Consider the following 25,668-nt stretch of genomic DNA (forward strand, 5'->3'; position numbering starts at 1 on the left):
CCTTCTCGTAGCCCAGATGGCTGGTCAGCTCGGCCTGCAGGCCCCGCTCGAGCGCGGCCTTGACCAGCGCGGGCACGAACCCGCCGTCACCGGTGAGCTCGACGCCGCCCGCGTCGATCTGCGCGAACAGGGCATCAAGCTGCCCTGAGGCTTTCAGCTGCTCGACCAGGTCCTGGCCCGAGGGCTCGCCTGGGTTCTTCTCGTCGATCATGGTCATGATTCTTACCGTTCCTCTCGGTACGGCTTACACAGACCATCTGACACGCCCGAAGATGTGGGCATACATCGATGCAACGCGTTCGACTCGCGTCTTCTCATTGATTTGATCGATGATCACCATGAGGTTATGTCCGTGATGGTGGGCATGGCGGGCCAGACGGTTCAGAGTCTCTCGCATGGCGTCGGCTTCGCGTTTCTCGACGTCGAGGCCGATCTGCTTGGGCGTCCCACGCTGCTTCTCGTCGGCGTAGTAGAACAGCTTGCCGCCGTGGTCGACGACGACGGACCGCACGAGCGCATCGAACACGCGGAGCTGCTGCGGAAAGCGCGCGGGGGTATCCGGCCGGAACAGATTGGCCCCCTTGAACTCCCACCGTCCGGGGTGTTTCGCTCGGTCGATCTCCGAGGCGAACAGCTGACGCTTCAGTGCGGTGAACTTCGCTCCAAAGCCTCGTGCGGCAGACTCCGGCATGACGAATCCGGCATAACCGAAGGCTGGGCTTGTCCGGAAGCGAGGATGGTCCGGGCCGACGTAGGCGCCCGGCTCGCCGATCTCGTCGATGTACGCCAGCAGCATCTGACCATTGTGCAGGGCACAGCGGACACTGCAGACAAGCGCAGAGGCCCACGCAAGCGCGGGCCTCTCGAATTGGTGCTCGGGGCACTGTCTCAGCCCTAGCTACCACACGCGAGCGTACTCGCGCGCGCAGAGTATAGGCAAGTGTGGTTGTGTATGATCCGTCGCCCTGTCGGGTCGCTGCGGGGTCGGAATGGGTCCCGTCCAGCGGCCCGCCCCCACCATTCGAAGGACCCCATGACCACCCCCGCCACGCGCGGCGCTGCCTCGGCGCCCCACCGCTCTCCCCGGAACCTCTCGAACTTCGTGTGGGGGATCGCGGATCAGCTCCGGGGCGTATTCAAGCCGAACCAGTACGGCACCCTCGTCCTTCCGCTCACCATCCTCCGCCGTATGGAGGCGGTCATGGCCCCGCACCGGGAGTTCTTCGCGGAGCTGGCGGCCAAGGGGCATCCGGACTTCGTCCTCGCCAACCTGGTGGAGTCCCGCACGGGCCTGACGTTCTACAACCTCAGCCCCTTCACCCTGGACCGCATCCTGCAGGAGCCGGACCTGCTCCGCACGAACCTGCTGGCCTACGTGGACGGCTTCTCCCAGAACGTGGCGGACCTGTTCACCTACTACGAGTTCGACAAGACGGTCGCCAAGCTGGACGAGCACGACCGCCTCTTCCTGGTCCTGCAGCAGTTCGCCTCCATCGACCTCTCCCCGGATGCCGTCTCCAACGCGGAGATGGGGACCCTCTTCGAGGACCTCATCCGCCGCTTCGCGGCCGCCTCCAACGAGACCGCCGGTGAGCACTTCACCCCGCGCGACGCGGTGAAGCTCCTCGTGGACCTGCTCACCGCCAACGACGACGACGTCCTCACCGGCTACCCGGTCCGCACCGTCTATGACCCCACGGCCGGCACCGGCGGCATGCTGTCCCTGCTGGACGAGCGCCTGCGCCGCATGAACCCGAACGCGGAGGTCCGCCTGTTCGGACAGGAGCTCAACGACCAGTCCTACGCCATCTGCAAGTCCGAGCTGCTCGGCAAGGGCCAGGACGCGGACGGCATCGCTCGCGGGGACACCCTCAAGAACGACGCCCACCTGACCGAGCGCTTCGACTACGTCCTCTCCAACCCGCCCTACGGCGGCGACTGGAAGGCCTCCCGCACCGCGGTGGAGAAGGAGATCGCCGCCGGTGGCGCCACGAACCGCTTCCCGGGTGGCACCCCCGCCATCAGCGACGGCCAGATGCTGTTCCTCCAGCTCGTGGCTTCGAAGCTCCGCCCGGTCTCGGAGGGTGGAGGTCGGGCCGGCATCGTCCTCAACGGCTCCCCGCTGTTCACGGGCGGGGCGGGCTCGGGCCCGTCCGAGATCCGCCGCTGGCTGCTGGAATCAGACCTGGTGGATGCAATCGTCGCGCTGCCCACGGACATGTTCTACAACACCGGCATCGCCACCTACGTGTGGGTGCTGGACAACAACAAGTCGGAAGAGCGCCGCGGCAAGGTGCAGCTGATCGACGCCCGCACGTTCTTTACCAAGCTGCGCCGCAACGTGGGCTCGAAGAACAAGGAGCTGTCCAAGGCGGACCGCCAGCGCGTGCTGGACATCTACCGGGACTTCGACGCCCAGTCCGAGGCCAACGCCGAGTTCTCCAAGGTCCTCACCGCGCAGGACTTCGGCTACCGGGAGATCTCCGTGGAGCGCCCGCTGCAGCTGCGTTTCGAGGTGGAGGACGCCACCATCGCGGCGGCGCTGGCCACCAAGCCGGTGGACAAGCTTCCCGACGATGGCCGGTCGGCTCTCGAGACCGCCCTCGCCTCCCTGCGTGGCCGGGTCTGGGACCACCAGCCCACTTTCGTGCTGGACCTGAAGAAGGCGCTGAAGGAGCACGGTGTGACCGCTGGCGCTCCACTGGTGAAGGCCCTGGCCGGGGCGATCGGCGTGCACGACCCCGAGGCGGAGGTCGTAAAGAACACGAAGGGCGAGCCGGAACCGGACACCTCGTTGCGCGACACCGAACTGGTGCCCTTCGGCCGGGACATTCACGAGTACTTCGCGGCCGAGGTGGCTCCGCACGTGCCCGGCGCCTGGATCGACGAGTCCAAGACGAAGGTCGGCTACGAGATCCCCTTCACCCGGCTCTTCTACACGTACGTGCCGCCCCGCCCGCTCGAGGAGATCGACGCCGAGCTCAAGCAGCTCACGGCCGAGATCATCGAGCTGTTGAGTGAGGTAGAGCGGTGAGCAAGCAGCTGCGCCGTGTCGCTCAGGTCAATCCACCTGTTCCCGAGTTGCGTGGCTTGGGGGACGATGAGGTCACCTTCCTTCCCCTCGAAGCGGTCTGGCCGGACGGTCGGCGTCGGTACGAGTTCACCAAACCGGCCAACACGGCGGGATACACCGTCTTTCGTCGTGGCGACGTGGTGATGCCCAAGATCACTCCGACGTTTGAGGCTGGCCGCGTGTTCGTGGCTGATGACCTGCCGACAGCGGCAGGACTCGCCACGACTGAGGTGCATGTGCTCCGGGCTCGTGGAATCGAACCCAGGTATCTTGCCTACTTCCTTCGAACGCAGCCGGTCCTCAGTGAGGGAGAGACCGTCCTGCAGGGAGTGGGGAATCTGCGCCGAGTAACTGCTGAGTGGGTGTCTACTCTGTCGATCCCCGTGGACAACGAGTCAGGCCAGGCACGGATCGCCGATTACCTCGACCGCGAGACCGCCACGATCGACGCCCTGATCGAGAAACAGCGTGCCCTCGTCGCGGGCCTGCGCCGTCGGCGTGTAGCCGCCATCGTCGCGGCTACCTCAGGGATGCAGGCGAATGGAGACCGTGGAGAGTCCGCATCCTCGTGGCTCAAGTATATGCCGGCACACTGGTCGGAGCTGCCGATCAAGCGCATCTTGACCGATGTGCAATCCGGCTATTGGGGCTCCGATGAGGTCGGCGATGGCACCGACGTGCGAGTCGTCCGGGTTGCGGACTTTGACCGCCCCACCCTCAGCGTCGGAACGGCACCGACGATTCGGAGCGTCACTCCGTCGGAGAGGGCCAAAGCCGCGCTTCGGCGTGGCGATCTCCTGATGGAGAAGTCTGGCGGCACCGGTATCAACCCGGTGGGCTTCGTGGTCAGCTACGAATCGGATGAGGAGTCGATCTTCGCCAATTTCATCGTTCGGCTGCGGCCTCGTCCCGATCAACACGCACGCTTTTGGCTTTACGCACTCAACGGGGCATACACGTCTGGGCTGACCTGGAAGTCAGTGAACCAGACCACGGGGATCCAGAACCTCGACATGGCGTCATTCATGTCAGAACTATTCCCTGTCCCTCCCCTCGACGAGCAACGAGAAATCGCCGACCACCTCGACCGCGAGACCGCCAAGATCGACGCGCTCATCGCCAAGGCGGAGCGGTTCATCGAGCTCGCGCAGGAGCGCCGGGCTGCACTGATCACCGCCGCCGTCACCGGCCAGATCGAGATCCCCACGGAGGACTGACCGCACATGGCCATCCACAACGAGAGCGAGCTCGAGACCTACATCTGCGAGTACCTGGAGCAGCACGACTGGCTCTACTCGCCCAGCGATGCCGGCTACGACCGCAAGAACGCGATCTTCCCCGAGGACGTCCACGCCTGGCTGGCGGAGAACCAGCCGGAGGACTACGGGCGCCTCGTGAAGGCCGATGCCCCGGCCTCCGCCCAACAGGCGCAGCGGGACCAGATCACCACCCGTCTGATCGACGTGCTGAACAAGCCGCAGGACACCGGCGTCGGCGGCACGCTCAACGTGCTTCGCAAGGGCTTCAAGGTCGGCACCTCCGCCACCCTGCGCATGGCCGAACCGCGGCCGGCCACGAACCTGAACCCGGCCGCCGTCGCCTCCTACGAGCGCATGCGGCTGCGCGTGATGCGTCAGGTGCACTTCAACCCGGCCACCAACCAGTCCGTGGACCTGGTGCTCTTCGTCAACGGCCTGCCCGTGGCGACGATCGAACTGAAGACCGACTCCACCCAGTCCATCGGCCACGCGAAGAAGCAGTACCGCGATCGCAACCCGAAGGCCACGCCGCTGTTCGGGTTCGGCACCCGCGCCGTGGTCCACTTCGCCGTCTCCAACCGCGAGGTCTGGATGACCACCAAGCTGGCCGGGAAGGACACCTTCTTCCTGCCCTTCAACCAGGGCGACGACGGCCACGCCGGCAACCCGCTCAATCCGGACGGCGGTTCCTCCACGGCCTACCTGTGGGAACGGATTCTCCAGCGGGACACCTGGCTCGAGATCCTCCAGAAGTTCGTCTTCCTCAAGAAGGAGACCGTGGAGGACGAGTATGGCCGCTCGCGCCGGAAGTCCACGCTGATCTTCCCGCGCTTCCACCAGTGGGAGGCCGTCACCACGATGCTCGCCGCCGTCCGCGAGGAGGGCGCCGGCAAGTCCTACCTGATCGAGCACTCCGCGGGCTCCGGCAAGACCAACACCATCGCCTGGACTGCCCACCGCCTGCTCTCCACCTACGGGGCGGACGAGCAGCGGGTGTTCGACTCGGTCATCGTGGTCACGGACCGCACCGTGCTGGACGACCAGCTTCAGGAGGCCGTCCGGCAGATCGAGCGGACCTCCGGCATCGTGGTGGCCGTGGACCGCAAGAACCTCGGGGGAGAGGCCACCAGCAAGTCCGCCCTGGTGAAGCAGACCCTGTTGCAGGGCAACCGGATCATCGTGGTGACGCTGCAGACCTTCCCCGCCGTGCTCGAGCTCCTCAAGGGTGACTCGACGCTCGCCGGCCGCACCTACGCAGTGATCGCGGACGAGGCGCACTCCTCCCAGACCGGCTCCGCCGCAGCCAAGCTCAAGCGCGTCCTCACCCCAGACGAGCAGGCCGACCTCGAAGACGGGGGAGAGGCGGACACCGAGTCCGTCCTCGCCGCCGAGGTCGCCGCCACCGGACGCGCGGAGAACATCAGCTTCTTCGCCTTCACCGCCACCCCGAAGGACAAGACCCTGCAGATGTTCGGCCGCCCCTCCGGCGAGTACGACGAGAAGGGCCAGGAGATCCCGGCCTCCTTCCACCGGTACACCATGCAGCAGGCCATCGAGGAGGAGTTCATCCTCGACGTGCTGAAGAACTTCACCAACTACGACACCGCCTTCAAGCTGGCCCTGGCCGGACAGCAGGGCGAGTTCCGTCCGGAAGGCGACCGGGCCGCCGTCGGGAAGCCGACCACCGAAGTGGACCAGACCGAGGCGAGCAAGAAGCTCATGCGGTGGGTCAAGCTGCACCCGACGAACATCGCGCAGAAGGTCAAGATCATCGTGGAGCACTTCCGCGCCAACGTGGCCGGACTGCTCGACGGGCAGGCCAAGGCCATGGTGGTCACCGACTCCCGCGCCGCCGCCGTCCGGTACAAGCGCCAGATGGACCAGTACATCCAGGACATGGGGTACACGGACGTGGGCACCCTGGTGGCCTTCTCCGGCGAGATCACCGACGACGACTTCGGGCTCGAGAAGGTCACAGAACGGTCCATGAACCCGTCCGTGACCGGCGACCTGGCGAAGGCGTTCGACGGGGACGGCTACCAGGTGATGATCGTGGCCAACAAGTACCAGACCGGCTTCGACCAGCCCAAGCTCTGCGCCCTGTACGTGGACAAGAAGCTCTCCGGCGTGCTCGCCGTCCAGACGCTGTCGCGCCTGAACCGTGCGGCACCCGGCAAGGACACCACCTACGTGCTGGACTTCGTGAACTCCGAAGACGACATCCAGGCCGCCTTCGAGCCGTACTACGCCGGCGCGAAGCTGGAGACGGTGACGGACCCGAACCTGATCCATGACCTGGGGACGAAACTCGACGCCGCGGGCGTGTACGACTGGGACGAGGTCGACGCGTTCGCCGAGGTGTGGGTCGTGTGGAAGCCGGGGAGCGGGCAGGAGGGCCTGCAGGCTGCGCTGGAGCCCGTGGCATACCGGTTCCGCAAGGAGCTGGCGCATGCGCGGATGAACCAGGACGAGACGCGCGTGAACGAGCTCGTGCTGGTGCGCAAAGACATGCGGTCCTTCGTCAGCCTCTACGACTTCCTCTCCCAGATCTACGAGTTCGGGGACACCGAGCACTACAAGCGGGCGCTGTTCCTGCGGCACCTGGTGCAGCTCGTGGGCGATCAGCCCGGCGGTGAGGAGCTGATCGACCTGAGCGATGTGCAGCTGGTGAGCATTCGGCAGAGGAAGACGTCCTCGGGGGACATCGGGTTGACCGGTGGGGCCGCGCTGAAGGGGACGACCGCTGTGGGAGGCGGGCAGGTGCGTGAGAAGCAGCGCGGGCCGTTGGAGGAAGTGATCGAGAAGATCAACGAGATCTTCGCCGGCGAAGGCGTGGATGCCTCCCCGTCCCAGCAGGAGGCGTGGGTCAGTGCCCTCGTGGCGCCGCTCATGGAGGACGAGAAGCTGCTGGGGCAGGCTGGAGCAAACTCGCTGGAGCAGTTCCTGGCGAGCCCGAACCTGGAACGGTCGGCGATGGGCGCCGTGTACGCGAATGAGGACGCCTTCGCGAAGATGACGGACATCGTGGGCAGGGGCGGGGACCCATCCAAGATGATCGTCGCGGCGATCGGGGAGTACCTGTACTGGAAGGTGCGGAGCGAGGGGACTGGGCCGGTGGACGTTGCTCACGGACGGTCCGCCGTTTTCGCTGACGAAACGGCCCCTTCGCAGGGTACTTCCGTCGATGAGAGGGCGAGCGCGACGCCGTCGCGCGTCCGGAAGGGGAACTGAGATGGCACATCCCAAGACACTGCAGGTCTTCCTGATGGACGGTGCACCCACCGGTCGGCTGAAGTGCACCCTCGACAACTGGACGGGCCTCGTCTACGTGGTGCCACGCACCAGTCTCAACGCGGACGGGCACCCCGAGGCGTTCGAAGGCACCGGTGTGTACCTGCTGCTGGGGCAGGACGCCGATTCCGGCGACGACGTCGTCTACGTCGGGCAGGCTGTCGGGCGGGCCAACGGCAACGGCATGGTAGGCAGGATCCGGGAGCACGTCCGGAGGGAGGCGCACGACTTCTGGAACCGAGCCATTCTCCTCTCCACCCTCGGGGACACCTTCGGTCCCACGGAAGTGACCTACCTGGAGCACTACTTCCACCAGGCTGCATCCACGGCCGGTCGCTTCACCGTGGACAACGCGGTAGCGCCCTCCCAGGGCAACGTCACTGAGGAGAAGAAGGCGGAGCTGGAGGAGTACGCCGACAAGGCCAAGATCCTGATCAGCGCCCTGGGGCATCGCGTCTTCGAGAGCGCTGACGGCTCACATGCCGCGGCCGCGGCTGGCCGGGCCACCCAGGCGCCCGAAGCGGAGCCGAAGCGCACCCTGTTCACCATGACGGTCAACGGCGTCAGAGCCCAGGGACACCCGACGCCGGACGGGTTCGTCGTCCTGCGGGGCAGTGGCCTCATGGAGGGGCTGCGGCCCAGCGCACCCCCCGGTGTCCGGGCGGGCCGGGAGCGCTTCGCCGACCACATCGGTGCCGATGGGGTGCTGACCGAGGACGTCTCCTTCACCAGCTCCTCGGCCGCGGCCGGATTCGTGGCCGGCGGGAGCATGAGCGGGCCGTCCTCATGGCGGGCGCCGGATGGGCGCACCCTCGGCGAGGTCGAGGCCGCCTCGGCCGCGCCGGAGCCCATGGAAGACGACGCCTGATGAGGACGCGGCCGACCGCCTTGGATGCCGCCGTCGACCATCCGCGGGGTGCCCAGAGCGACGCCCAAGGACCGGGGACGGAGCGCTCGGGGTCGTTGACCGCGAACGTCATGACCGTCGCGGACGCACTGCGCGACCCTCGTCTCCGTATCCCCGAGTACCAGCGGCCCTATACGTGGTCCACGACGAACACGGGGCAGCTCGTCGAGGACATCCGTCGCTTCCGTTCGGCCGCGTCCTACCGGATCGGCACCATGATCGTGCACGCCGAGGACGGCTGGCTGGACATCGTCGACGGCCAGCAGCGGTACATGACCTTCGCCCTGATCGCGCTCGCACTGCAGGAGGTCCTGGGCGACACCGCCGAGCGCGCCGAGCACCAGCGTGCGGCCCTGGACCGCGCGGCGGCCATCGAGCTGCCGCCGGGCCGCCGGGACGTGTCGGAGCGCCACATCGTCGAGAACCACCGCCTCATCCTGCAGACATTCCGGTCCTGGAAGAGCTCCGAGGTCGAGGATTTCGCGGACTACTTCTTGGACCACTGCACGTTGGTGCGTCTGGTCGTCAACGACCTCGACGCAGCATTCCAGATGTTCGACTCGCAGAACACCCGTGGCCGGGCGCTCCTGCCCACCGACCTGTTGAAGGCCTATCATCTCCGCGCCTATGGAGAGGCCACATCGGACCGGGCGGCGATCCTCACGGCCGTGCGGGAGTGGGAAGCTACCCCGCCGTTCGAGATCCACCATCTCTTCTCGCGTCTGCTCTATCCGATCCTCCGCTGGAGCGCCGGTGAGTCCCTGCCGCGCGACGGCTTCACCGCGTCCCGGATCGGAGCGTTCAAGGGGATCTCCGCGGGGCCGACGGGCCTCGGCCGACTGCCCTGGGCGCACGGGCTTCTCATGGCCAAGGCCCACGTGGACGACTACAACGGGCGCAACGCCGCGCTGATCGCGCACGGTGCCCTTCCTCCGCTGGAATTCCCGTTCCAGCTGACCCAGCCCGTCATCGACGGCGAGATGTTCTTCCGCCTCGTGCGCCACTACACCCGGCTCGCGAGGGCCCTCGGCGTCTCCGCGACGGACGCGGAGCAGACCGCCGGGGACGACGCCCGTCGCGGGAGGGAGAACAGGCAGTTTCAGACGATCACCCGGCTCGTCCGAGCGACCGGTACCGGCGCTGGCTACCGCTACACACAGGAGCTCTACGGAGCGCTGCTGCTGGCCTACGCGGACCGGTTCGGCGACCACGACATCGAGCGCGCCGCTCTCGTGCTCGCACGGCATGCCTTCGCATTGAGAACGCGGTTGACGCGGGTCTACCCGCGCTCCGTGGAACTTCACGCGCTGGGCCAGCACGGGGCGCCGGACCTGGAGGACCGGGTCAACCTGTTCCGCCTGATGAGGAGCAGCCTGGACCCCGCCGCCGTCACCGGGCGCGTGGCGGCCCTCCCCGGGCCGTACGTGGACGAGGCCTCCCCGGTGGAGCGTCTCTACTCGGACACGCCCTGGGACACGGAGGAAGCCCACGATGCAGACTGAGAAGCACGCGCCTGAGGCGCTGACGATCGAGGAGTTCTTCACCGCCGCCCGGCACTACCGGGTGCCGGTCTACCAACGGGCCTACGCCTGGACGCAGGTCGAGATCGCGACACTCCTCGCAGACGTGCGCCGCGCTCGCCTCCGCTCGGAGAAGCCGGATACGCAGGGAGCCTCGTCCGACTACTACCTCGGCTCGCTGGTGGTGAACCGAGCCACGACTCCTGAGGGCGTGCCGATCGACGAGGTGGTCGACGGGCAGCAGCGCCTGACCACGCTGACGGTGCTGGCGGCCGTCGCGGAGCGTGTCATCCGTGCCGGTGTCCTCGACCCCCGGGCGTTGGCCGTCCTGGATTACGAAGGGCGCCCCGAGGCCGGGGAGGACCTCGCGACCCTCCGCCGTCGGGGCGCCCCCGCCGGGACGTCGTTCCAGGTGGACGCCATCGGGGTGGCCGTCGAGACGATCGCTGCGGCCTGCCGGCGGGCCGTGGACCGGCAAACCCCGGCAGACGATCAGGAGGTGATGTTCGACGGCGACGACCTCGCGTACCTCTGGAAGCATGTCCGGTTGCTGCGCACCGAACTTCCGAAGGGCACGGACCTCAACCACTATTTCGAGGTGATGAACACTCGCGGTGAGCAGCTCGCCAAGCACGAGATCCTCAAGGCCACATTGATGCGGCCTCTCCAGGACGCCACGGACCGGAAGGTGTTCGCGCACGTCTGGGACGCCTGCGCCGTTCTGGACCGCCACGTCCAGCTCCAGTTCTCAACCGAGCGGCCGAAGGATGGCGGTGAGGCGGCAAGAGACGCCGTCTTCGGAGCGTCCTGGTCGGCCCTCCTCACACGGGATTTCGCGTCGCTGCGGGCAGCTCTCGCGCCGAGCCTGACCGCGACGGTGTCGGGCGCCCGCACCATCATTGGGGCTCTGCGGGCCGCCGGGCAGACCGCCGTGGAGTCCTGGCCCTCGTCCGACCAGCGCCAGGACGACGCCGATACCGGCGCCTACGGGACCATCGTCGACTTCCCGAACTTGCTGCTGCATGTGCTGCGCGTGATGCAGGAGAAGGGTGAGGGGGCCGAGCCCGGCCTGCCGCGGTGGGGCCAGGACTCAACGGGGGCCGTGCGGCTCGAGGACGGCTCCCTGCTGGAGCAGTTCGCCCAGCACGGCCAGGCCGACGCGGCCTGGTCTCAGCGCTTCCTCGTGACGCTGCTCCGTATGCGCCTTCTGCTGGACACTTATGTGATCAGGACTCTGGCGACGACGGGAACACAGGCGGACGAGGAGAACTGGGTGCTCAGCCGAGCTCAGAAGCTCGAGACGGAAGCCGGCGAGCGCTCTCCGCGCCGACGGCTGGGTGTGAAGAACACCTTCCAGGATCCGCAGGTCCAGGACGCCGTCCGGAACCTTCAGGCCATGTTCCAGGTCACCGACACGCGCCGCACGTCCAAGTACTTCCTGTACCGCATCCTGCGATGGCTGGATGCGCAGCCGGTGGACGGTGTGGACGGCGTGGCGTTTCAGCTCATGCTGGAAGATCTGGCGCGGGAGCGCCTCCGTGCCTACGACGCGGACGAGGGATTGGACCTTGGGGTCAAGGTCCCGAACTTCGTGTTCAACGTGCTGGATTACATCCTCTGGGATCTCGGACGTAATCCGTCCGCCGAAGCGGGGGCGCTCGGGGCTGCACTCGGCGACGTTGAACGGAGTGTCCTGTCCCAACGCGCAGGCTCATTCCGCTTCCGGTACCGGACCTCGGTGGAGCACTTCTATCCCGTGGTTCCTGGCGAAGGGCAGAAGGTCCTGACATCGACGGAGGTGAACCGTTTCGGGAACCTGTGCATCATGGGCCGACGCGAGAACTCCCAGCGGAACAACCTGATGCCCGTCTCGAAGGTGAAGCAGTACTCCTCGGACGAGCAGAGCCTCAAGTTCCAGCTCATGGCCGGCATCCTTCACGCCGAGGGCGACTGGGACGCCCCCCAGATCAAGGAGCACGGGAACAGCATGCGGCGGATGATCCAAGAATGGCAGGGCAAACGGCCCTGACATCGCGGGACGATCTGGCCCCAGAGGCCCCCGTTAAGCTCGTCACATGGTCGCCGCGCGTGAAGTCACCCTTCAGGAACTCCTCGGGGGCTCCTACCAGTACACGGTCCCGCTCTATCAGCGGACGTACTCCTGGGGCCGCCCGCAGTGGCAGCGACTGTGGGAGGACGTCGTGGACGTCGCCGACCACCGGCGGGACAACCCTTCGGCGACCCACTTCCTCGGTTCGCTCGTTCTCGCCGGCTTCCGGGACAACGGGCCCGGTGGCGTCCAGCGGTGGCTCGTGGTGGACGGGCAGCAGCGGCTGACGACGCTGACGCTCCTCCTCGCCGCTGTCCGCGACCACCGGGCTGAGCACGAAGGCCCCATGCACGCCGATCGGGTCAACGAGAAGTACCTGGTCAACAAGTGGGAGGACGGCGACCTCCGCTACAAGGTCCTGCCCACCCAGGCCGATCGCGGCGCCTACCGCGGACGGATCGAGCACGCCCCGGACGCTGCCGAAGGCTCCAGGATCAGCGAAGCCCACCAGTTCTTCCTGACGAAGCTGCTCGGGTTGAGTCAACCGTCTGCCGACGGTGAAGAGGAGCCGCTGACCTTGGCGGAGGTCGAGTCCGCCGTCGTCGCCGGCCTGTCGATCGTGTCCGTGACCACCGGGGAGAACGACAACGCCCACCGCATCTTCGAGTCGCTGAACAACACCGGCCTCAAGCTCACCCAGGGCGACCTGCTCAGGAACTACCTGTTCATGCAGCTGCCCACACGGGCGGATGAGGTCTACACCACCCTGTGGCTCCCGTTGCAGAACCTGCTCTCCAATGAGGAACTGGAGACCCTGTTCTGGCTCGACCTGGTGCAACAGGATCCCAAGATCCGCCAGACGGAGATCTACGCGGGGCAGCAGCGGCGCATGCGTGGCCTGCAGGACGAGTCGCAGGTCAGGGCGGAAGTCGAGCGGTTCCTGGCGTTGGGGCGTCTCTACGACGTGATGCTCCGCCCGGAGAAGGAGAAGGACGCCGCAGTGCGGTTCCGCTTGGCGCGCCTGCGCGCCTGGCGCACGACGACGACGTTCCCGATCACACTGCACCTGATGGAGCGCCGGTCGTTGGGGGACATCGACTCGGACGAACTGGCCCGTGCGCTCCTCTACCTCGAGTCGTACTTGGTCCGTCGTCTCGTCTTCGGTCGCTATTCCGACGGTCTCAACACCACCTTGCTCGCGGCCACGGCCGACATCCAGGGTCAGGACGACCCGGCGGATGCCCTGCAGCGCTTCCTCTCCAGCGGACGGAAGCACTTCGCCTCCGACGATCAGATCCGCCAGGCCGTGATGACGGCACCCTTCTACACGACGGGCCGGGCGGCCCACCGGAAGCTGATCCTCCGGTGGATCGAGGAGTCCTACGGCAGCAAGGAACCGGTGGACCTCGACAGCGCGACCATCGAGCACGTCTTGCCGCAGACCCTCACGGAGGAGTGGGAGCGCGCTCTGGCCGGCCAGCTCGAGGCGCACCAGGACCTTCGAGAGGTGCACACCGAGCTCCTCCACACCTTGGGCAACCTCACCCTCACCGGGTACAACAGCGAGCTGAGCAATGGGCCCTTCGCGGTCAAGCGTGCGGAGCTGGCCAAGAGCGGCATCCGCATGAACCAGGAGATCTCCGCTGAGCCGGTATGGGGTCCCGCGCAGATCCGTGCTCGCGCCGAGCGGCTGGCGGACCGGATCGTCGGTATCTGGCCGGGACCCTCAGCAGAGGCCGCCTCGGGAGTCGCCCACACGGCCTGGCAGACGCTGACGGACGCCGTCGAGGCCATTCCCGACGGGTCCTGGACCTCCTACGGCGAACTGGCACGGCTGATCGGAAGCCATCCGGTCCCCGTGGGGACCTACCTCGCACGGACGGCGCTGCCGCACGCTCATCGTGTGCTCCAGGCGGGTGGCACCGTCTCTCCGTCCTTCCGGTGGTCCGACGTCCACCGCACGGACGATCCGCATGACGTCCTCGCAGCCGAAGGCGTGCGCTTCTCCGAGGACGGACGGGCCGACGGCGGCCAGCGGCTGCTGGCGGAGCAGCTCGCCGAGCTCATCGACGTTGACGTCGACCTGACCGATCCCCGGTCACTCGCCGCCCCGGGCAACGACCCTGCGCTGCGGGACCGCTGGGTCGACCGACTTCACGACCACAACGATCCCGAAACGGCCCGCGCACTGATCGAGGTCCAACGAGGATGGGTCGAGCGCGGTGGCCGGGCGGAATTCGCGGACAATGCCGCCGGCGGTTGTTTCTTGGTCGTCCCGCGCACGTCAGCACGCGCCATCTGGCCGGTGATCCTGTACCCGACGTACGGCGTCGAGGTCGTCTTCTATCATCTGGCGAAGTGGGCTCCCTTCACGGACGAGACGCTTCTCGACGAGTTCCGGGGACGTCTGAATCTCATCCCCGAGGTGGAATTCGGCCCTGAGTCTCTCCGCCGGCGCCCGAGCATCAAGCCGCAGACCCTTCAGCCGGCCGCGGCGCAGGAGGCGTTCCTCGACGCGCTGGAATGGTTCCTGCGCACCGTCCAGGAGGACGACAGGACTTCCTGACAGCCCGGCCAGGGGCAGGTCCTGACGAGGCGCTGACCCCCTCACCCCGTCCACCTCACCCAGTACGCTCGCCCCATGAAGATCGGTCTCCGCAAGCCCAGCCTGAAGAAGTCCATCAAGGCCCGCACCACGGGCCGCGCCAAGCGCGCGATCAAGCGCAAGGTCATCCCCGGCTACGGCCGCAAGGGGATGGGCTGGCTGCGCGATCCGAAGCGCGCCGCCCGCAACGCGGTCTACAAGCGCACCACGTTCGGTCTCGGCGATGTCCTGCGGATGTTCCGATGAGCGCGCCCGGCAGCATCACCGCCGACGGCGCTCGCGGTCTCGCCACACACCGCGCCCCCGGCGCCGTCGAGCTCGTCGAGCCGCCCCGCGAAGCTGTGGAGTGGATGGCCTCATCCGCCCCCGCGACCGACCTCTGGTGGACCGCCACCGTCTGTGGCGAGGAGGACCCGGGCTGGCACCGGCTGGAGAGCGCCGCCCAGATCGCGGACCTGGTGCACGCCCTCACCGACCCGCGGGACAAGCTGATCCTCGAGGACGAGCCGCCCACCCGGTACGCGCAGATCATGCTGCTGGGCGACGGGCTCTTCATGGTGGAGATCGCCAAGCGGTTCGAGGGGCTCGGGGCCTACAACTGGCGGATCGGCCGGGGCCGGGCTGCGGACGAGGCCGCCAACGACCCCCAGGACCTCGTCCAGCCCCTGCAGGAGCTCACCGCCGCCGAGACCGTCGAGGTCCTCGTCAGCTGGGCACAGGGCCACGGCCTCCCGCTGCCCTACGGGGCGGCCCTGCGAACCTACGGCACCCCGCCGGACCCGGGGCTCGGGTTCGACTCGTGACGCTCTAGGGGCGCGAATGTTCCCGGGCGCGGTGCAGTGCCGACCGTATGGTGTGATAAGCGTCATGCAATTCCGATGATGAAGGAGCACAGTGGAGTTCGAGGTCCCTTCCGTGTCACCCGGCTCGGAGTCTCTTAACGCCCCGTTCACCTCGAAGCGACGCCGTGAGCTCGCTGCGCTGGCCAGCATGACCATCCTGCCGTCGACCCCGCGCGCTGTGAGGATGGCCCGGGAGTACTTCGAGGGCAGCACACTGGCCGAGATCGGGGAGCGGTTCGGCCGCACCCGGGAACGGGTCCGGCAGCTCATCCGTGATGAAGCGGGGTACTCGACCAAGGAATTGAAGGCGTACCGCGAACTCCTCGCTGACGAGGAGTTCCGCATGAAGCGGGCGGCCGCCGTGTCCTGGTCGGAGCGACACGTGGGCGTGCCGCTCTCTGTGGCATCGCAGGATCTGAGTCTGTCCCAGCAGGAGCTGCGGCGGTTGCTGGGCAAGCGCGTCAAGTTCCATCTGGGAGACGCCAAGCCGCGCAAGACGTCCTCGGCTACCCCGGACGAGGTTCTGCTCTCTGCTCTCCGCGAGTTCTACGAGGAGACGGGAGAGACGGCGGCGCAGTCGTTCACCCAGTGGTCCCGGAGCCACGGAGTGCCCACTCACCAGACAGTGGCCAACCGGTTTGGTGGATGGAACGCCGCTCTCGAACGCGCGGGCATCGCGGTCACGGACCGGCGTCGGAGTCGATCCAAGTACTCCGACGCAGAGTTGGTCGAAGCACTGGTGGACGCGTGGTCCTCAGCGACGCCGCCCCGCACCTACCTCGAACTCTCGGACTGGCTCTCCGCGCGCCCGGGCATGCCGTCGGCGGCCCTGATCCGCAATCGTCTCGGCGTGGGGTTCGAAGAGATGCGAGCGCGCGCCCTGCGCGTCGTGGCCGGTCAGTCGATGGGCTTCCCGGGGCGGAAGCGGACCCGGGTCGACTGGAAGGGCAAGCTCGATCCGGGGGACGACCCGCTGACCCTGGTGCGCCGGGCGATCGAGGACCGAGGGCCGCGCCTGACCGTCGCCGCCTACAACAGCTGGGCGGCGGAACACGGAGTCCCCGCCACGCCGACGGTCCTGCGCCGCGCTGGCACCAATTGGGTCCAGCTCGTGGAGGCGGCCGGCGGTACCCCCAACCCGCCGAAGCCCGCCAACCCCTTCACTACCGAGGAACTCCGGGTGTGGATGGAGCGGTTCATGACAGAGTCGGCCACCCACAGCCAGTCCGCTCACGAGGAGTGGCGCCAGGCCCACGGTGGCCCTTCGGCTCAGACGATCACCACCCGTCTTGGCCCGTGGCGAGAGGTCCTCGAAAATCTCGGCGGGGGCCAACGAGAGGGCTGAACCGGCGGTGAGCGCCCCGTGAAGTTTGTCCCCCGGGCATCATGGCCCCATGACGTCCGCTCTCAACCGCCTCGAGCATCTCGCCGCCCTCCCACCTCACACCGCGATCGACCCAGCCGAGCTTGCTGTGGCCCTCACGGGGGTGCCAGAGCTCGGGGGTTGGCGCGTCACGCCGTCGCCCACACCCGCCGGCACCACCCCACCCGAGCTCACCATCACCTACGCCACCGACGACTTCGCCACGGCCCTGGCCCTGGCGAACCGGATCGGGGAGGCAGCCGAGGCCGCCGACCACCACCCGGACCTGACCGTCTCCTACGGCCGGCTCACCGTGGGCATGCACAGCCACGACGTCCGCGCCCTCACCTCCCGCGACGTCCGCCTGGCCCGCACCGTCGCCCGCCTCGCCAGCGAGGTCCTCGCCCCCCACGCCCTCGCCGCGTACGGCACCCTGGCGCCCGGCCGCTCGAACGCGCACGTCATGGACGGTGTGCGCGGCACCTGGATCCCCGGCACCCTCCGCGGCACGCTCCACGCCAGCGGCATCGGTGCGGCCACCGGCTACCCAGGCGTCGTCCTCGCGGGCACCGCGCCCGCGCACGCGACCACCGACGTCCCCGCCCAGGTGCTCGTCTCCGCCGACCTCCCGGACCACTGGGACCGCCTCGACGCCTTCGAGGGCGCCGGCTACCGGCGGGTGCCCGGCGTCGTCGCCCTGGAGGACGACGACGCCGTCCGCCCCGCCTTCGTCTATGAGCTGGTGCCCGATGCCGTCCCGCCGTCCGCCTGAGCCCCCCGCCATGACACCGCACCTCGACACCCACCCCGACGCCCGCCCCGACCCCGGCTCCCGCCAGCGGGCCCTCGTCCGGCGCTCGCCCCTGATCCTCGCGGCCGTCGTCCTCCTGGCTGGAGCCGCCGTCCTCGCCGCCCAGGGACACCGCGAGGCGGCCGGCCTCAGCCTGCAGATCGTCACGGTGGTCCCCGTGCCGATCGCCCTCGAACGCGCCCACCGGGTCCGCCTGCCCACCGCGCTGCATGCGATGTACGCGGCCCTGCTGCTCGTCGCACCGTGGGTGGGTGCCGCGCTCGGCGGCTACGACGCCTGGCCGTGGTGGGATGCCCTCGTGCACTTCTACTCCGGCGTGCCGATCGCGCTCGGGTGCGTCTTCCTGCTGGGCGTCGCGGCCGCGCGCCGTGGGCTGGTCCTGCCGCCCGGGCTCGAGGCGCTCCTCGTGATGGCGCTGCACTCGCTCGTGGCCCTGGCGTGGGAGATCGCCGAGTTCACCGCCGACCAGGCGCTCGGCGCGCAGACGCAGAAGGGCAACACGGACACCATGACGGACATGATCGTCGGCACGCTCGGGGCCCTGATCGTGGCGTTCGCCCTGTACGCGCACCGCACCCGCGGCCGCTTCGCCTGGCTCTCGCGCTTCACCGGGGCTCGGACGGACCTCGCCGGGGGGCCGGCGCAGCCGCCGCCGGCCTGAGCCCGCGGCGGCGTCGCCTCAGTGGGCGACGCCGCCGGCCCGCGCCGCCGCCCACCTCTCACCGGCCCGCGAACGCCTCCACCCGCCGCACGGCCTCCGGGTGCTCGGACGCCGCCGCGATCGACGCCGCCTCCTGCCGCACATGCGCGCGCAGCGCCTCGACGTCGGCCCCGCGCGCCAGCGCCTTCGTCGGCCCATAGGTGTGCGCCGGACCGGCCACCAGCTCGTCCTCGAGCTCCGCCAGACGCGCCGCGAACGCGCCGCCGGCCACCGCCTCGGTCGCCAGGCCCCATGCGACGGCCTCGGTCCCGTTCAGGCGCCGCCCGCCGAGGAGCAGCTGCGTCGCGCGCACCGGCCCGAGCACCCGCGGCAGCCAGTAGGACACGCCCGTGTCCGGTGTCATCCCGAGCGCGGAGAACGCCGTCAGCAGCTGCGCGTCCTCGCGCACCAGCACGACGTCGCCGCCCAGCATGAGCCCGAGCCCCGCCCCGGCGGCCGTCCCGTTGACGCCGGCCAGCACCAGCAGGCGAGAGCCCGTCAGCGCCACCGCGACCTCGCCCGCCGCCTCGCCGAGCTCCTGGATCATCGCGCGCCGCTCCGGCCCGGCGGGGGAGGCGGCCATGGCCTGGACGTCCCCGCCGCCGCAGAAGATCCGCCCGGCGCCGGTCAGCGTGAGCACGTGCACGGAGTCGTCCGCCTCGGCCGCGGCGATCGCCGCGAGCACCTCGCGCGCCATCGTCAGTCCGAGCGCGTTGCCCTTCGCGGGCCGGTTCAGCGTCAGCCGCACGACGCCGGGCCGCGTCTCGACGAGGACGGCGGGGGCGTCGTCGGAGGAAGAAGGGGTGGGTGCGGTGCTCATGTCAGCTCCTGGGGTTGGCGGGTGCGGTGCACGGGTGCCGGCCGCGAGGACGGCCGGCCGGGCATGGGGTGGGTGCGCGATCCGAAGCGCGCCGCCTACAACGCGGTCTACAAGCGCACCACGTTCAGCGTCTGGGACCTGTTCCGCTGAGTCTGTTCCTCACGCGGGCTGGTCCGCCTCGTCCTCGTCATGCTCCTCCACGCTGCGGATCAGGGCCCGCAGGAACGCGGCCGCGCCGGCGAGCTCGGCCGGGGTGAGGCCCTCCACCGCGGCGAGCATACTGCGGTGCATGGCGCCCAGGGTGGCGCGGACCTCGTGGTCCGTCTTGGCCGTCGGCTCCACCACCACGGATCGGCGGTCCTGTGGGTGGGGCGCCCGTCGGGCGTAGCCGTCTCGGACCAGTCGGTCCACCAGGGCGCTGGCGGAGGCCGGGGTGATCTCCAGGGCGCTGGCCAGATCCCGCTGACGGACCTTGTGGCCGCGTCGGTCGGCCCGCAGCAGGTAACGCAGGGCTGACAGGTGGGTCTCTCCCATCCCCATGCTGTCCCGGGTGCGGGCGCGCATGCGCCGTTCGGCCTCCCGGTAGCGTCGCAGCAGGTTGAGCACGTCCACAGGTTCGATCTCGCGGGCGCCGCGGGTGTACCAGTAGCCCGACGTCGGTTCGCCATCCGTGCTGGTCAGCGTGGTGTGCTCCTCACCCATGCGCTCTTGAACCTCCCTGTTCACGTCACCCCGAAAATTTGGTTAGTCTTCCTAACGCATAGTTAGACTAACATTTTCCAGGTCACGGCGATCTCTGTGAGGGGGCGCCCGGGCCGCGGCGAGAGGAATGTCATGACAGCAACGCTGGAGGCCCCCCAGGCCATGGGGCGGACCCTGTCCGCCGTCCCGCCCGTCCTCGAGTCCCCGGCGCCGCAGCCCGCCGCCTTCCGTCAGCGCTGCGCCCTCCTGGCCATGAGTGCCGCGCGGGCCGTCACCGTGTTCCCCGAGGTCGCTGAGGCCAGGTTCGCCATCACCGGCACCCCCTCCGCCCCCGCGCTGGAGGTGGACTGCATCCTGCGGGACGGAGAGGACACCGCGGCGGTCATCGAGACCATCACGGTGCACCTCGTCGAGGACCTCGAGGAGCTGCTCGGCGCACGGTTCCACGAACGTCGGCTGGAGCTGGTCGTGGACCGCAGCCTGCCCCGGGTGGGCGTGGGGGTCGTCTCCGCGCCCTGAGGGAGGCGCTCACGCGAACGCGCTCATCCCGGTCAGGTCCCGGCCGAGGATCAACGCCTGCACGGACTCGGTGCCCTCGTAGGTGTGCAGCGCCTCGACGTCGGCGAAGTGCCGCATCACCCGGTGCTCGAGGAGGATGCCGTTGCCGCCGAGCATGTCCCGGGCGATCTGCGCCACCCGCCGCGCACCCCGGGTGCAGGCGTACTTCAGCAGGGAGGCCTGCTCGTCACGCAGCCGCCCGGCCGCCTGCAGGCGGGCCACGGCCACGCAGCGGGTCTGCATCGCGGTCACCTCGTCCAGCATCTGCGCGAGCCGTTCCTGCACCATCTGGTGCGCTCCCAGCGGCTTGCCGAACTGCTCCCGCTGCCGGGCGTAGGCCAGCGCGGCCTCGAACATCGCGGTCGCGTGGCCCAGCGCGGACCAGCCCACGTTCACGCGGGTGGCCACCAGCACGCGCGCGGCGTCCTTGAACCTCGCCACGCCCGGCAGCCGCGCGTCGTCGCCGACCCGCACGTCGGTCAGCGTGATCTCGGCCTAGTGGATCGCCCGCAGCGCGCCCTTGCCCGTGATCACCTCGGCCTCGTAGCCGGGCGTGGACTGCTCCACCACGAAGCCCTTGACCTGGCCGTCCTCGGTGTCGCGCGCCCACACGATCGTGATGCCCCCGGCGGCCCCGTTGCCGATCCACTTCTTGGCGCCGTTCAGCACCCAGCCGCCGGCGGCGTCGGGCCGCGCGGACGTCTCGAGGGACACCGAGTCCGAACCGTGCAGCGGCTCCGTGAGCGCGAACCCGCCCGGCAGCGTGCCGCGCGCCACCGGCTCGAGGTACCGCTCCTTCTGCTCCGGGCCGGCGCAGTGCACCAGGGCGCGCAGCACGAGCCCGCCCTGCACGGCCGCAGCCGCGGCCATCGACCCGTCCGCCCGGGAGATCTCCATCGCCACCAGGCCCGCGGCCAACGGCGACATCACCGGGTGCCCCGGCACCTCCAGCCCGTCGGTGAGCAGGTCCAGCTCGCCCGCCCGCGCCACCAGGTCCAACGGGTACTCCGCCCGGTCCCAGTGCCCGTCGATCCGCTCGAGCACCTCCCGGCCGTAGGCACGGGCGCGGTCCCAGTGCGCGCGGTCCTCGTCCGTCGCCTCCCCGAACGCGTCCAGGTAGTCGACGTCCAGGGGCGTGACGACGTCGTAGGTCGGCTTCTGCGTGCGCGTCACCGGGCCTCCTGCGTCCGCTCGGCGCGCAGCGCGCGCTTGAGGAGCTTGCCCGACTGGTTCCGCGGCAGCTCCGCCACGAAGTCCACGCGCTTGGGCACCTTGAAGCCCGCCAGCCGCTCCTTCACGTGGGCGCGCACGGTCTCCGCGGTCAGCTCGGCGCCCTCCTTGAGCACGACGACGGCGGTCACCGCCTCGATCCAGCGCTCGTCCGGCAGGCCGATGACGGCGACCTCGGCCACCTCGTCGAGCTCGTAGATCGCGTCCTCGACCTCCCGCGGGGCGACCAGCACGCCGCCCGTGTTGATGACGTCCTTGATGCGGTCCACCACCTGGATGTAGCCGGCCGCGTCCTGGGTGACCTGGTCGCCGGAGCGGAACCAGCCGTCGTCGGTGAACGCGTCCGCGGTGGCGTCCGGGCGGTTCCAGTAGCCGGAGAGCAGCTGCGGCGAGCGGTACTGGATCTCGCCGGGCTCGCCGGGCGCGGCGGGGGCGCCGTCGGCCGTCATCACCCGCGCCTCCACGTGGAACACGGGGCGGCCGCATGAGGCCGGCCGCGCGTCGTGCTCCTCGGGGCGCAGCACGGTGCACAGGGGGCCCAGCTCGGACTGGCCGAAGCAGTTGTAGAAGCCGATGCCCGGCTGGCTCTGACGGAGGCGCTGCAGCACGGTCACCGGCATGATCGAGGCCCCGTACTGGGCCTTGTGCAGCGAGGAGAGGTCGCGCGTGGCCAGGTCCGGATGGTTCGCCAGCGGCACCCAGACGGTGGGCGCCAGGAACAGGGAGCCGATGTGCTCGGTCTCCACGAGCTCGAGCATCCGGGGGATGTCCGGGGCGGCGAGCAGTCGCACCGTGGCGCCGAGGCTCAGGTAGGGGAGCAGGAACACGTGCATCGCGGCCGAGTGGTACAGCGGCATGGCCACCAGGGGGCGGTCCTCGGCCGTGAAGTCCAGCGCGATGATCGAGGAGAGGTACTCCGCCACGAGCGCCCGGTGGGACATCATGGCGCCCTTGGGGGTGGAGGTGGTGCCGGAGGTGTAGAGCAGCTGGGCCAGGTCGGTGGCCGACACCTCCGCCTCCGGGGCGGCGGCGTCCAACGTCTCGTCCCGGGCGGTCTCCAGCACGGAGGGCTCGGCGTGGCCGGCGGGGAGCATGGTCCACACGTGCCGCAGAGCCGACGCGCGGCCCTCGGCCCGGACCTGGTCGACGCGCTCGAGCATGCCGGCGTCGGCCACCAGCAGCTCCGCACCCGAGTCCTCGAGGGCGTGCGCGAGCTCGCCGCCCTTGAGCGCGAAGTTCACGGGCACGTGCACGTAGCCGGCCGTGACGCAGGCCAGGAAGAGCAGCGCGTAGGCGTCCGAGTTGGTGGCGTAGGCGGCCACCCGGGTGCCGGCCGGCAGGCCGGTGTCCTGGAGGCGGCGGGCCACGCGGTGCGCTCCGTCGCGGAGCTGGGCGTAGGTCCAGTCGCGGTCCTCGAAGCGCAGGGCGACGGCTTGCGGGGAGCGGGCGACCGCGCGTGCGAACACGCGGCCGATCGTGTCCTCCGGGGCGGGGGAGGGGTGGGCGGCGGTGTCGGTGGGGTGGGTGATCTGGCCTCGCATGGGAACCTCCGGGGGACGGGTCAGAGACGTTCGATCACGGTGACGTTGGCCTGGCCGCCGCCCTCGCACATGGTCTGCAGGCCGTAGCGGCCGCCGCTGCGCTCGAGCTCGTGCAGCAGCGAGGTCATCAGGCGGGCGCCGGTGGCGCCGATGGGGTGGCCCAGGGCGATCGCCCCGCCGTTGACGTTGACCTTCGCCGGGTCCGCGCCGGTCTCGGTCAGCCAGGCCAGCACGACGGCGGCGAACGCCTCGTTGATCTCCACGAGGTCCATGTCGTCGATGGTCAGGCCCATGCGGTCGAGCGCGTACGCCGTCGCCGGGATCGGGGCGGAGAGCATCATGACGGGGTCGGCGCCGCGGGCGGAGAGGTGGTGGATGCGGGCTCGCGGGGTGAGGCCGTGGCGGCGCACGGCCTCCTCGGAGGCGAGCAGGAGGGCGGCCGCGCCGTCGGACATCTGGGACGCGGTGGCCGCGGTGTGCAGCCCGCCGGGGACGATCGGGTCGAGCGAGGCGATCTTCGCGGCGTCCGGGGTGCGGGGGCCCTCGTCCGCGGTGAGGCCAGCGAGGGGCAGGATCTCGCGGTCGAAGCGACCGTCGGCCTGGGCGGCGAGCGCGCGCTCGTGGGAGCGCACCGCGAACTCCTCCAGGGTGTCCCGGTCCAGGTTCCAGTGCCGGGCCATCATCTCGGCCCCGCGGAATTGGGAGATCTCCTCGTCCCCGTAGCGGGCGGCCCAGGACTCGGAGCCGGTGAACGGGTCGGGGAAGCCGAGATCGCGGGCGGCCGTGTTGGACCGGGAGAGCGGGATCGCGGACATGGACTGCACGCCACCGGCGACGACGAGGTCCGCCGTCCCGCTCATGATGGCCTGCGCGGCGTAGTGGACCGCCTGCTGGCCGGAGCCGCACTGGCGTTCGACCGTGGTGCCGGGGACGTCCTCGGAGAGCCCGGCCGCGAGCCAGGCGTTGCGCGCCACGTCCATGGCCTGTGGGCCGAGCTGGTCGATGCAGCCGAGGATGACCTCGTCGTACTCGGCCGAGTCGATGTCCTGGCGGGCGACGAGCTCGCGCAGCGGCGCGGCCGCCAGATCGAGGGGATGTACGCCGGCGAGCCCCTTCCCTCGGCGACCCACGGGGGTGCGGACGGCGTCGATGATGTAGGCCTCGGGCATGGGGGCTCCTCCGGACGGCGGGGACGTGACGCCAATCACGCTATTGCTTGGACATCCAACGATCAAGAGTGTGACGGGATCCGTTGCGGCGGCCTGGAGGAGCGCCGTTTCGTCAACGAAAGCGGCTCGGGGCGCGCCGTTTCGGCCACGAAAGCGCTGGGGCGGGCGTCGCCTCGCCCTGGTCAGGACCCCCTGCCCCGGGCCTACCGTGAGGGCCAGCGGCACGCACCCGTGCCGCTGAGACGAGAGGAGCCGGCCATGGCCACCCCGCACACCCCCGACCCCCAGGACGCCCGGCGCGCACGCGAGGCGACGGACGAGACCTCCGGCGTCGCGTTCGACGGCGACACGCCCCCAGCCGAGGGCGCAGGCGTCGGCCCGAGCAACCCGGGCATGGACGTGGAGCAGACCGGCGAGCGCTCGGCCGGCAAGATCGTGCTCGGGCTGATCATCGCCCTCGTGGTCATCGGCGTCCTGGTGTTCATCCTGGGCCGCGTCGCCGGCCTCGGCTGAGCCGCGGCGCAGACGCCTCGAGCACGCCACCGGCCCATCGCGACCACGGGGCGGGCACCGATCCGTCGGTGCCCGCCCCGTGGTCGTGTCCGCTCCGCGGTGATGCCGCTCAGCTGCGACGCCGCGCCGTCGCAGCGGTCAGAAGCCGCCGCCCACGGTCCGGCGGCCACCCGCCGTGCGTCGGCCGGCGGCACCGGACCGGCCGCGGGAGGCGAGGGCCCCGCCGAGCAGCCCGCCCAGCAGGCCGGTGCCGAGGCCGCCCGTGGACCGGGCCGAGGGTCCGAAGCCGCCGCGGTACGCACCGGAGCTGCGCCCGCGCGTCGTGCCCCCGGCGCCGCGGCGCGAGAGCTCACGCAGCGCCAGACCGCCGAGCGTGCCCAGGAGGGCACCGCCCAGGCCGCTGGACCGGCGTCCCTGAGAGCGGGCCTGCCGGCCGAAGCCGGGGGACCGGCCGATGTGCGCACCGATGGTGGGTCGGCTGGAGCGGCGGCCACCGCCGCCGAGAGTGCGGGTGAGGCTGGAGAGGATGCCCATGGTGTCCTCCTCGGACGTCGTGCCGGCCACTCGTGCGTGGCCGGTCGGGTGCGCCTCAACCTAGGCGTCAACCCCCGCACGGTGTCCAGACCGGGCATCCTCATGCATCGAGGCGGGATATCCACCCCACGGCCGCCCGCGGCAGCCAGATGGGGTCGATATCCCGCCTCGAAACGCGCG

21 protein-coding genes and 2 pseudogenes are annotated in these 25,668 nt (G+C 69.7%); 15 read left to right on the plus strand and 8 right to left on the minus strand.

Features of this window, described 5'->3' with window-relative positions:
• Positions 1-211, minus strand: a pseudogene (locus MF605_RS03175) (IS256 family transposase); the annotation flags it as partial.
• 33 nt (positions 212-244) lie between these two features.
• Positions 245-796, minus strand: a complete 552-nt coding sequence (locus tag MF605_RS03180) for a DUF3800 domain-containing protein (protein WP_134415912.1) — start codon at positions 794-796, stop codon at positions 245-247.
• Between the two features lie 237 nt (positions 797-1,033).
• Between MF605_RS03180 and MF605_RS03185 the strand changes: the two genes are divergently transcribed.
• The 12 genes from MF605_RS03185 (at position 1,034) to MF605_RS03240 (ending at position 18,382) form a co-directional block, all read left to right on the plus strand.
• On the plus strand, positions 1,034-3,034 hold the full coding sequence (locus MF605_RS03185; protein WP_134415910.1) for a type I restriction-modification system subunit M: 2,001 nt from the start codon (positions 1,034-1,036) through the stop codon (positions 3,032-3,034).
• A complete protein-coding gene (locus MF605_RS12060) occupies positions 3,031-4,290 on the plus strand; it encodes a restriction endonuclease subunit S (protein WP_134415908.1) in 1,260 nt (419 codons plus the stop codon). Before MF605_RS03185 ends, MF605_RS12060 begins: the two co-directional genes overlap by 4 nt.
• Positions 4,291-4,296: 6 nt before the next feature.
• Positions 4,297-7,563: a type I restriction endonuclease subunit R gene (locus tag MF605_RS03195; protein ID WP_134415906.1), complete on the plus strand. Its 3,267-nt coding sequence runs from the start codon at positions 4,297-4,299 to the stop codon at positions 7,561-7,563.
• 1 nt (position 7,564) lies between these two features.
• The gene (locus tag MF605_RS03200; protein WP_166795238.1) at positions 7,565-8,491 is read left to right on the plus strand and encodes a GIY-YIG nuclease family protein; all 927 of its coding nucleotides are present in this window, start codon (positions 7,565-7,567) and stop codon (positions 8,489-8,491) included.
• A 110-nt stretch (positions 8,492-8,601) separates the two neighbouring features.
• Positions 8,602-10,032: a DUF262 domain-containing protein gene (locus MF605_RS03205; protein ID WP_242821237.1), complete on the plus strand. Its 1,431-nt coding sequence runs from the start codon at positions 8,602-8,604 to the stop codon at positions 10,030-10,032.
• Positions 10,022-12,079, plus strand: coding sequence for a GmrSD restriction endonuclease domain-containing protein (locus MF605_RS03210; RefSeq protein WP_134415900.1), 2,058 nt, complete (start codon positions 10,022-10,024; stop codon positions 12,077-12,079). The genes MF605_RS03205 and MF605_RS03210 overlap by 11 nt, the downstream gene beginning before the upstream one ends.
• 46 nt (positions 12,080-12,125) lie before the next feature.
• Entirely contained in the window at positions 12,126-14,666 is a 2,541-nt protein-coding gene (locus tag MF605_RS03215; protein ID WP_134415898.1) for a GmrSD restriction endonuclease domain-containing protein, read from the plus strand.
• A gap of 75 nt (positions 14,667-14,741) precedes the next feature.
• The gene (locus MF605_RS03220; protein ID WP_134377219.1) at positions 14,742-14,951 is read left to right on the plus strand and encodes a hypothetical protein; all 210 of its coding nucleotides are present in this window, start codon (positions 14,742-14,744) and stop codon (positions 14,949-14,951) included.
• The gene (locus MF605_RS03225) at positions 14,948-15,508 is read left to right on the plus strand and encodes a hypothetical protein (RefSeq protein ID WP_134377220.1); all 561 of its coding nucleotides are present in this window, start codon (positions 14,948-14,950) and stop codon (positions 15,506-15,508) included. Before MF605_RS03220 ends, MF605_RS03225 begins: the two co-directional genes overlap by 4 nt.
• 187 nt (positions 15,509-15,695) lie before the next feature.
• The gene (locus MF605_RS03230; RefSeq protein WP_134415896.1) at positions 15,696-16,892 is read left to right on the plus strand and encodes a homing endonuclease associated repeat-containing protein; all 1,197 of its coding nucleotides are present in this window, start codon (positions 15,696-15,698) and stop codon (positions 16,890-16,892) included.
• Between the two features lie 49 nt (positions 16,893-16,941).
• The gene (locus MF605_RS03235) at positions 16,942-17,682 is read left to right on the plus strand and encodes a 4a-hydroxytetrahydrobiopterin dehydratase (RefSeq protein WP_081339235.1); all 741 of its coding nucleotides are present in this window, start codon (positions 16,942-16,944) and stop codon (positions 17,680-17,682) included.
• A gap of 10 nt (positions 17,683-17,692) precedes the next feature.
• Complete coding sequence (locus MF605_RS03240; protein WP_134377222.1) at positions 17,693-18,382, plus strand: DUF2238 domain-containing protein; 690 nt, start codon at positions 17,693-17,695, stop codon at positions 18,380-18,382.
• Positions 18,383-18,440: 58 nt separating this feature from the next.
• Here the strand turns inward: MF605_RS03240 and MF605_RS03245 are convergent, their stop codons facing one another.
• Entirely contained in the window at positions 18,441-19,241 is an 801-nt protein-coding gene (locus tag MF605_RS03245) for an enoyl-CoA hydratase/isomerase family protein (protein WP_095346979.1), read from the minus strand.
• A gap of 21 nt (positions 19,242-19,262) precedes the next feature.
• Between MF605_RS03245 and MF605_RS11965 the strand changes: the two genes are divergently transcribed.
• A complete protein-coding gene (locus MF605_RS11965; protein ID WP_255351296.1) occupies positions 19,263-19,391 on the plus strand; it encodes a hypothetical protein in 129 nt (42 codons plus the stop codon).
• Positions 19,392-19,400: 9 nt separating this feature from the next.
• Here the strand turns inward: MF605_RS11965 and MF605_RS03250 are convergent, their stop codons facing one another.
• The gene (locus MF605_RS03250; RefSeq protein WP_002857975.1) at positions 19,401-19,943 is read right to left on the minus strand and encodes a MarR family winged helix-turn-helix transcriptional regulator; all 543 of its coding nucleotides are present in this window, start codon (positions 19,941-19,943) and stop codon (positions 19,401-19,403) included.
• 132 nt (positions 19,944-20,075) lie between these two features.
• On the opposite strand from MF605_RS03250, the gene MF605_RS03255 reads away from it, so the two are divergent.
• Complete coding sequence (locus MF605_RS03255) at positions 20,076-20,462, plus strand: hypothetical protein (RefSeq protein ID WP_044658809.1); 387 nt, start codon at positions 20,076-20,078, stop codon at positions 20,460-20,462.
• A 9-nt stretch (positions 20,463-20,471) separates the two neighbouring features.
• Here MF605_RS03255 and MF605_RS03260 read toward each other — a convergent pair.
• The 3 genes and pseudogenes from MF605_RS03260 to MF605_RS03270 form a co-directional block, all read right to left on the minus strand.
• A pseudogene (locus MF605_RS03260) lies at positions 20,472-21,674 on the minus strand (acyl-CoA dehydrogenase family protein).
• On the minus strand, positions 21,671-23,272 hold the full coding sequence (locus MF605_RS03265; protein ID WP_134415894.1) for a fatty acyl-CoA synthetase: 1,602 nt from the start codon (positions 23,270-23,272) through the stop codon (positions 21,671-21,673). The pseudogene MF605_RS03260 and the gene MF605_RS03265 overlap by 4 nt, the downstream one beginning before the upstream one ends.
• Positions 23,273-23,292: 20 nt before the next feature.
• Entirely contained in the window at positions 23,293-24,441 is a 1,149-nt protein-coding gene (locus MF605_RS03270; protein ID WP_134415892.1) for an acetyl-CoA C-acetyltransferase, read from the minus strand.
• A 258-nt stretch (positions 24,442-24,699) separates the two neighbouring features.
• Here MF605_RS03270 and MF605_RS03275 point away from each other — a divergent pair, with 258 nt between their 5' ends.
• Positions 24,700-24,954, plus strand: a complete 255-nt coding sequence (locus MF605_RS03275; protein WP_095346987.1) for a DUF6480 family protein — start codon at positions 24,700-24,702, stop codon at positions 24,952-24,954.
• A gap of 138 nt (positions 24,955-25,092) precedes the next feature.
• On the opposite strand, the gene MF605_RS03280 is transcribed toward MF605_RS03275, so the two are convergent.
• Positions 25,093-25,488 (minus strand): hypothetical protein, encoded by a 396-nt coding sequence (locus MF605_RS03280; protein ID WP_063188917.1) that lies wholly within the window; start codon positions 25,486-25,488, stop codon positions 25,093-25,095.
• Between the last annotated feature and the right edge of the window lie 180 nt (positions 25,489-25,668).

Origin of the sequence: Micrococcus luteus (genome assembly GCF_022664405.1) — a bacterium.
Taxonomy (GTDB): domain Bacteria; phylum Actinomycetota; class Actinomycetes; order Actinomycetales; family Micrococcaceae; genus Micrococcus; species Micrococcus luteus.

Excerpts from the sequence above, each read along its gene's own strand:
- MF605_RS03180 (WP_134415912.1), bottom strand. The coding sequence starts at position 796 with ATGCTGCTGGCGTACATCGACGAGATCGGCGAGCCGGGCGCCTACGTC.
- MF605_RS03185 (WP_134415910.1), top strand. The coding sequence starts at position 1,034 with ATGACCACCCCCGCCACGCGCGGCGCTGCCTCGGCGCCCCACCGCTCT.
- MF605_RS03195 (WP_134415906.1), top strand. The coding sequence starts at position 4,297 with ATGGCCATCCACAACGAGAGCGAGCTCGAGACCTACATCTGCGAGTAC.
- MF605_RS03200 (WP_166795238.1), top strand. The coding sequence starts at position 7,565 with ATGGCACATCCCAAGACACTGCAGGTCTTCCTGATGGACGGTGCACCC.
- MF605_RS03205 (WP_242821237.1), top strand. The coding sequence starts at position 8,602 with ATGACCGTCGCGGACGCACTGCGCGACCCTCGTCTCCGTATCCCCGAG.
- MF605_RS03210 (WP_134415900.1), top strand. The coding sequence starts at position 10,022 with ATGCAGACTGAGAAGCACGCGCCTGAGGCGCTGACGATCGAGGAGTTC.
- MF605_RS03215 (WP_134415898.1), top strand. The coding sequence starts at position 12,126 with ATGGTCGCCGCGCGTGAAGTCACCCTTCAGGAACTCCTCGGGGGCTCC.
- MF605_RS03220 (WP_134377219.1), top strand. The coding sequence starts at position 14,742 with ATGAAGATCGGTCTCCGCAAGCCCAGCCTGAAGAAGTCCATCAAGGCC.
- MF605_RS03225 (WP_134377220.1), top strand. The coding sequence starts at position 14,948 with ATGAGCGCGCCCGGCAGCATCACCGCCGACGGCGCTCGCGGTCTCGCC.
- MF605_RS03230 (WP_134415896.1), top strand. The coding sequence starts at position 15,696 with ATGACCATCCTGCCGTCGACCCCGCGCGCTGTGAGGATGGCCCGGGAG.
- MF605_RS03235 (WP_081339235.1), top strand. The coding sequence starts at position 16,942 with ATGACGTCCGCTCTCAACCGCCTCGAGCATCTCGCCGCCCTCCCACCT.
- MF605_RS03240 (WP_134377222.1), top strand. The coding sequence starts at position 17,693 with ATGACACCGCACCTCGACACCCACCCCGACGCCCGCCCCGACCCCGGC.
- MF605_RS03245 (WP_095346979.1), bottom strand. The coding sequence starts at position 19,241 with ATGAGCACCGCACCCACCCCTTCTTCCTCCGACGACGCCCCCGCCGTC.
- MF605_RS03250 (WP_002857975.1), bottom strand. The coding sequence starts at position 19,943 with ATGGGTGAGGAGCACACCACGCTGACCAGCACGGATGGCGAACCGACG.
- MF605_RS03255 (WP_044658809.1), top strand. The coding sequence starts at position 20,076 with ATGACAGCAACGCTGGAGGCCCCCCAGGCCATGGGGCGGACCCTGTCC.
- MF605_RS03265 (WP_134415894.1), bottom strand. The coding sequence starts at position 23,272 with ATGCGAGGCCAGATCACCCACCCCACCGACACCGCCGCCCACCCCTCC.
- MF605_RS03270 (WP_134415892.1), bottom strand. The coding sequence starts at position 24,441 with ATGCCCGAGGCCTACATCATCGACGCCGTCCGCACCCCCGTGGGTCGC.
- MF605_RS03275 (WP_095346987.1), top strand. The coding sequence starts at position 24,700 with ATGGCCACCCCGCACACCCCCGACCCCCAGGACGCCCGGCGCGCACGC.
- MF605_RS03280 (WP_063188917.1), bottom strand. The coding sequence starts at position 25,488 with ATGGGCATCCTCTCCAGCCTCACCCGCACTCTCGGCGGCGGTGGCCGC.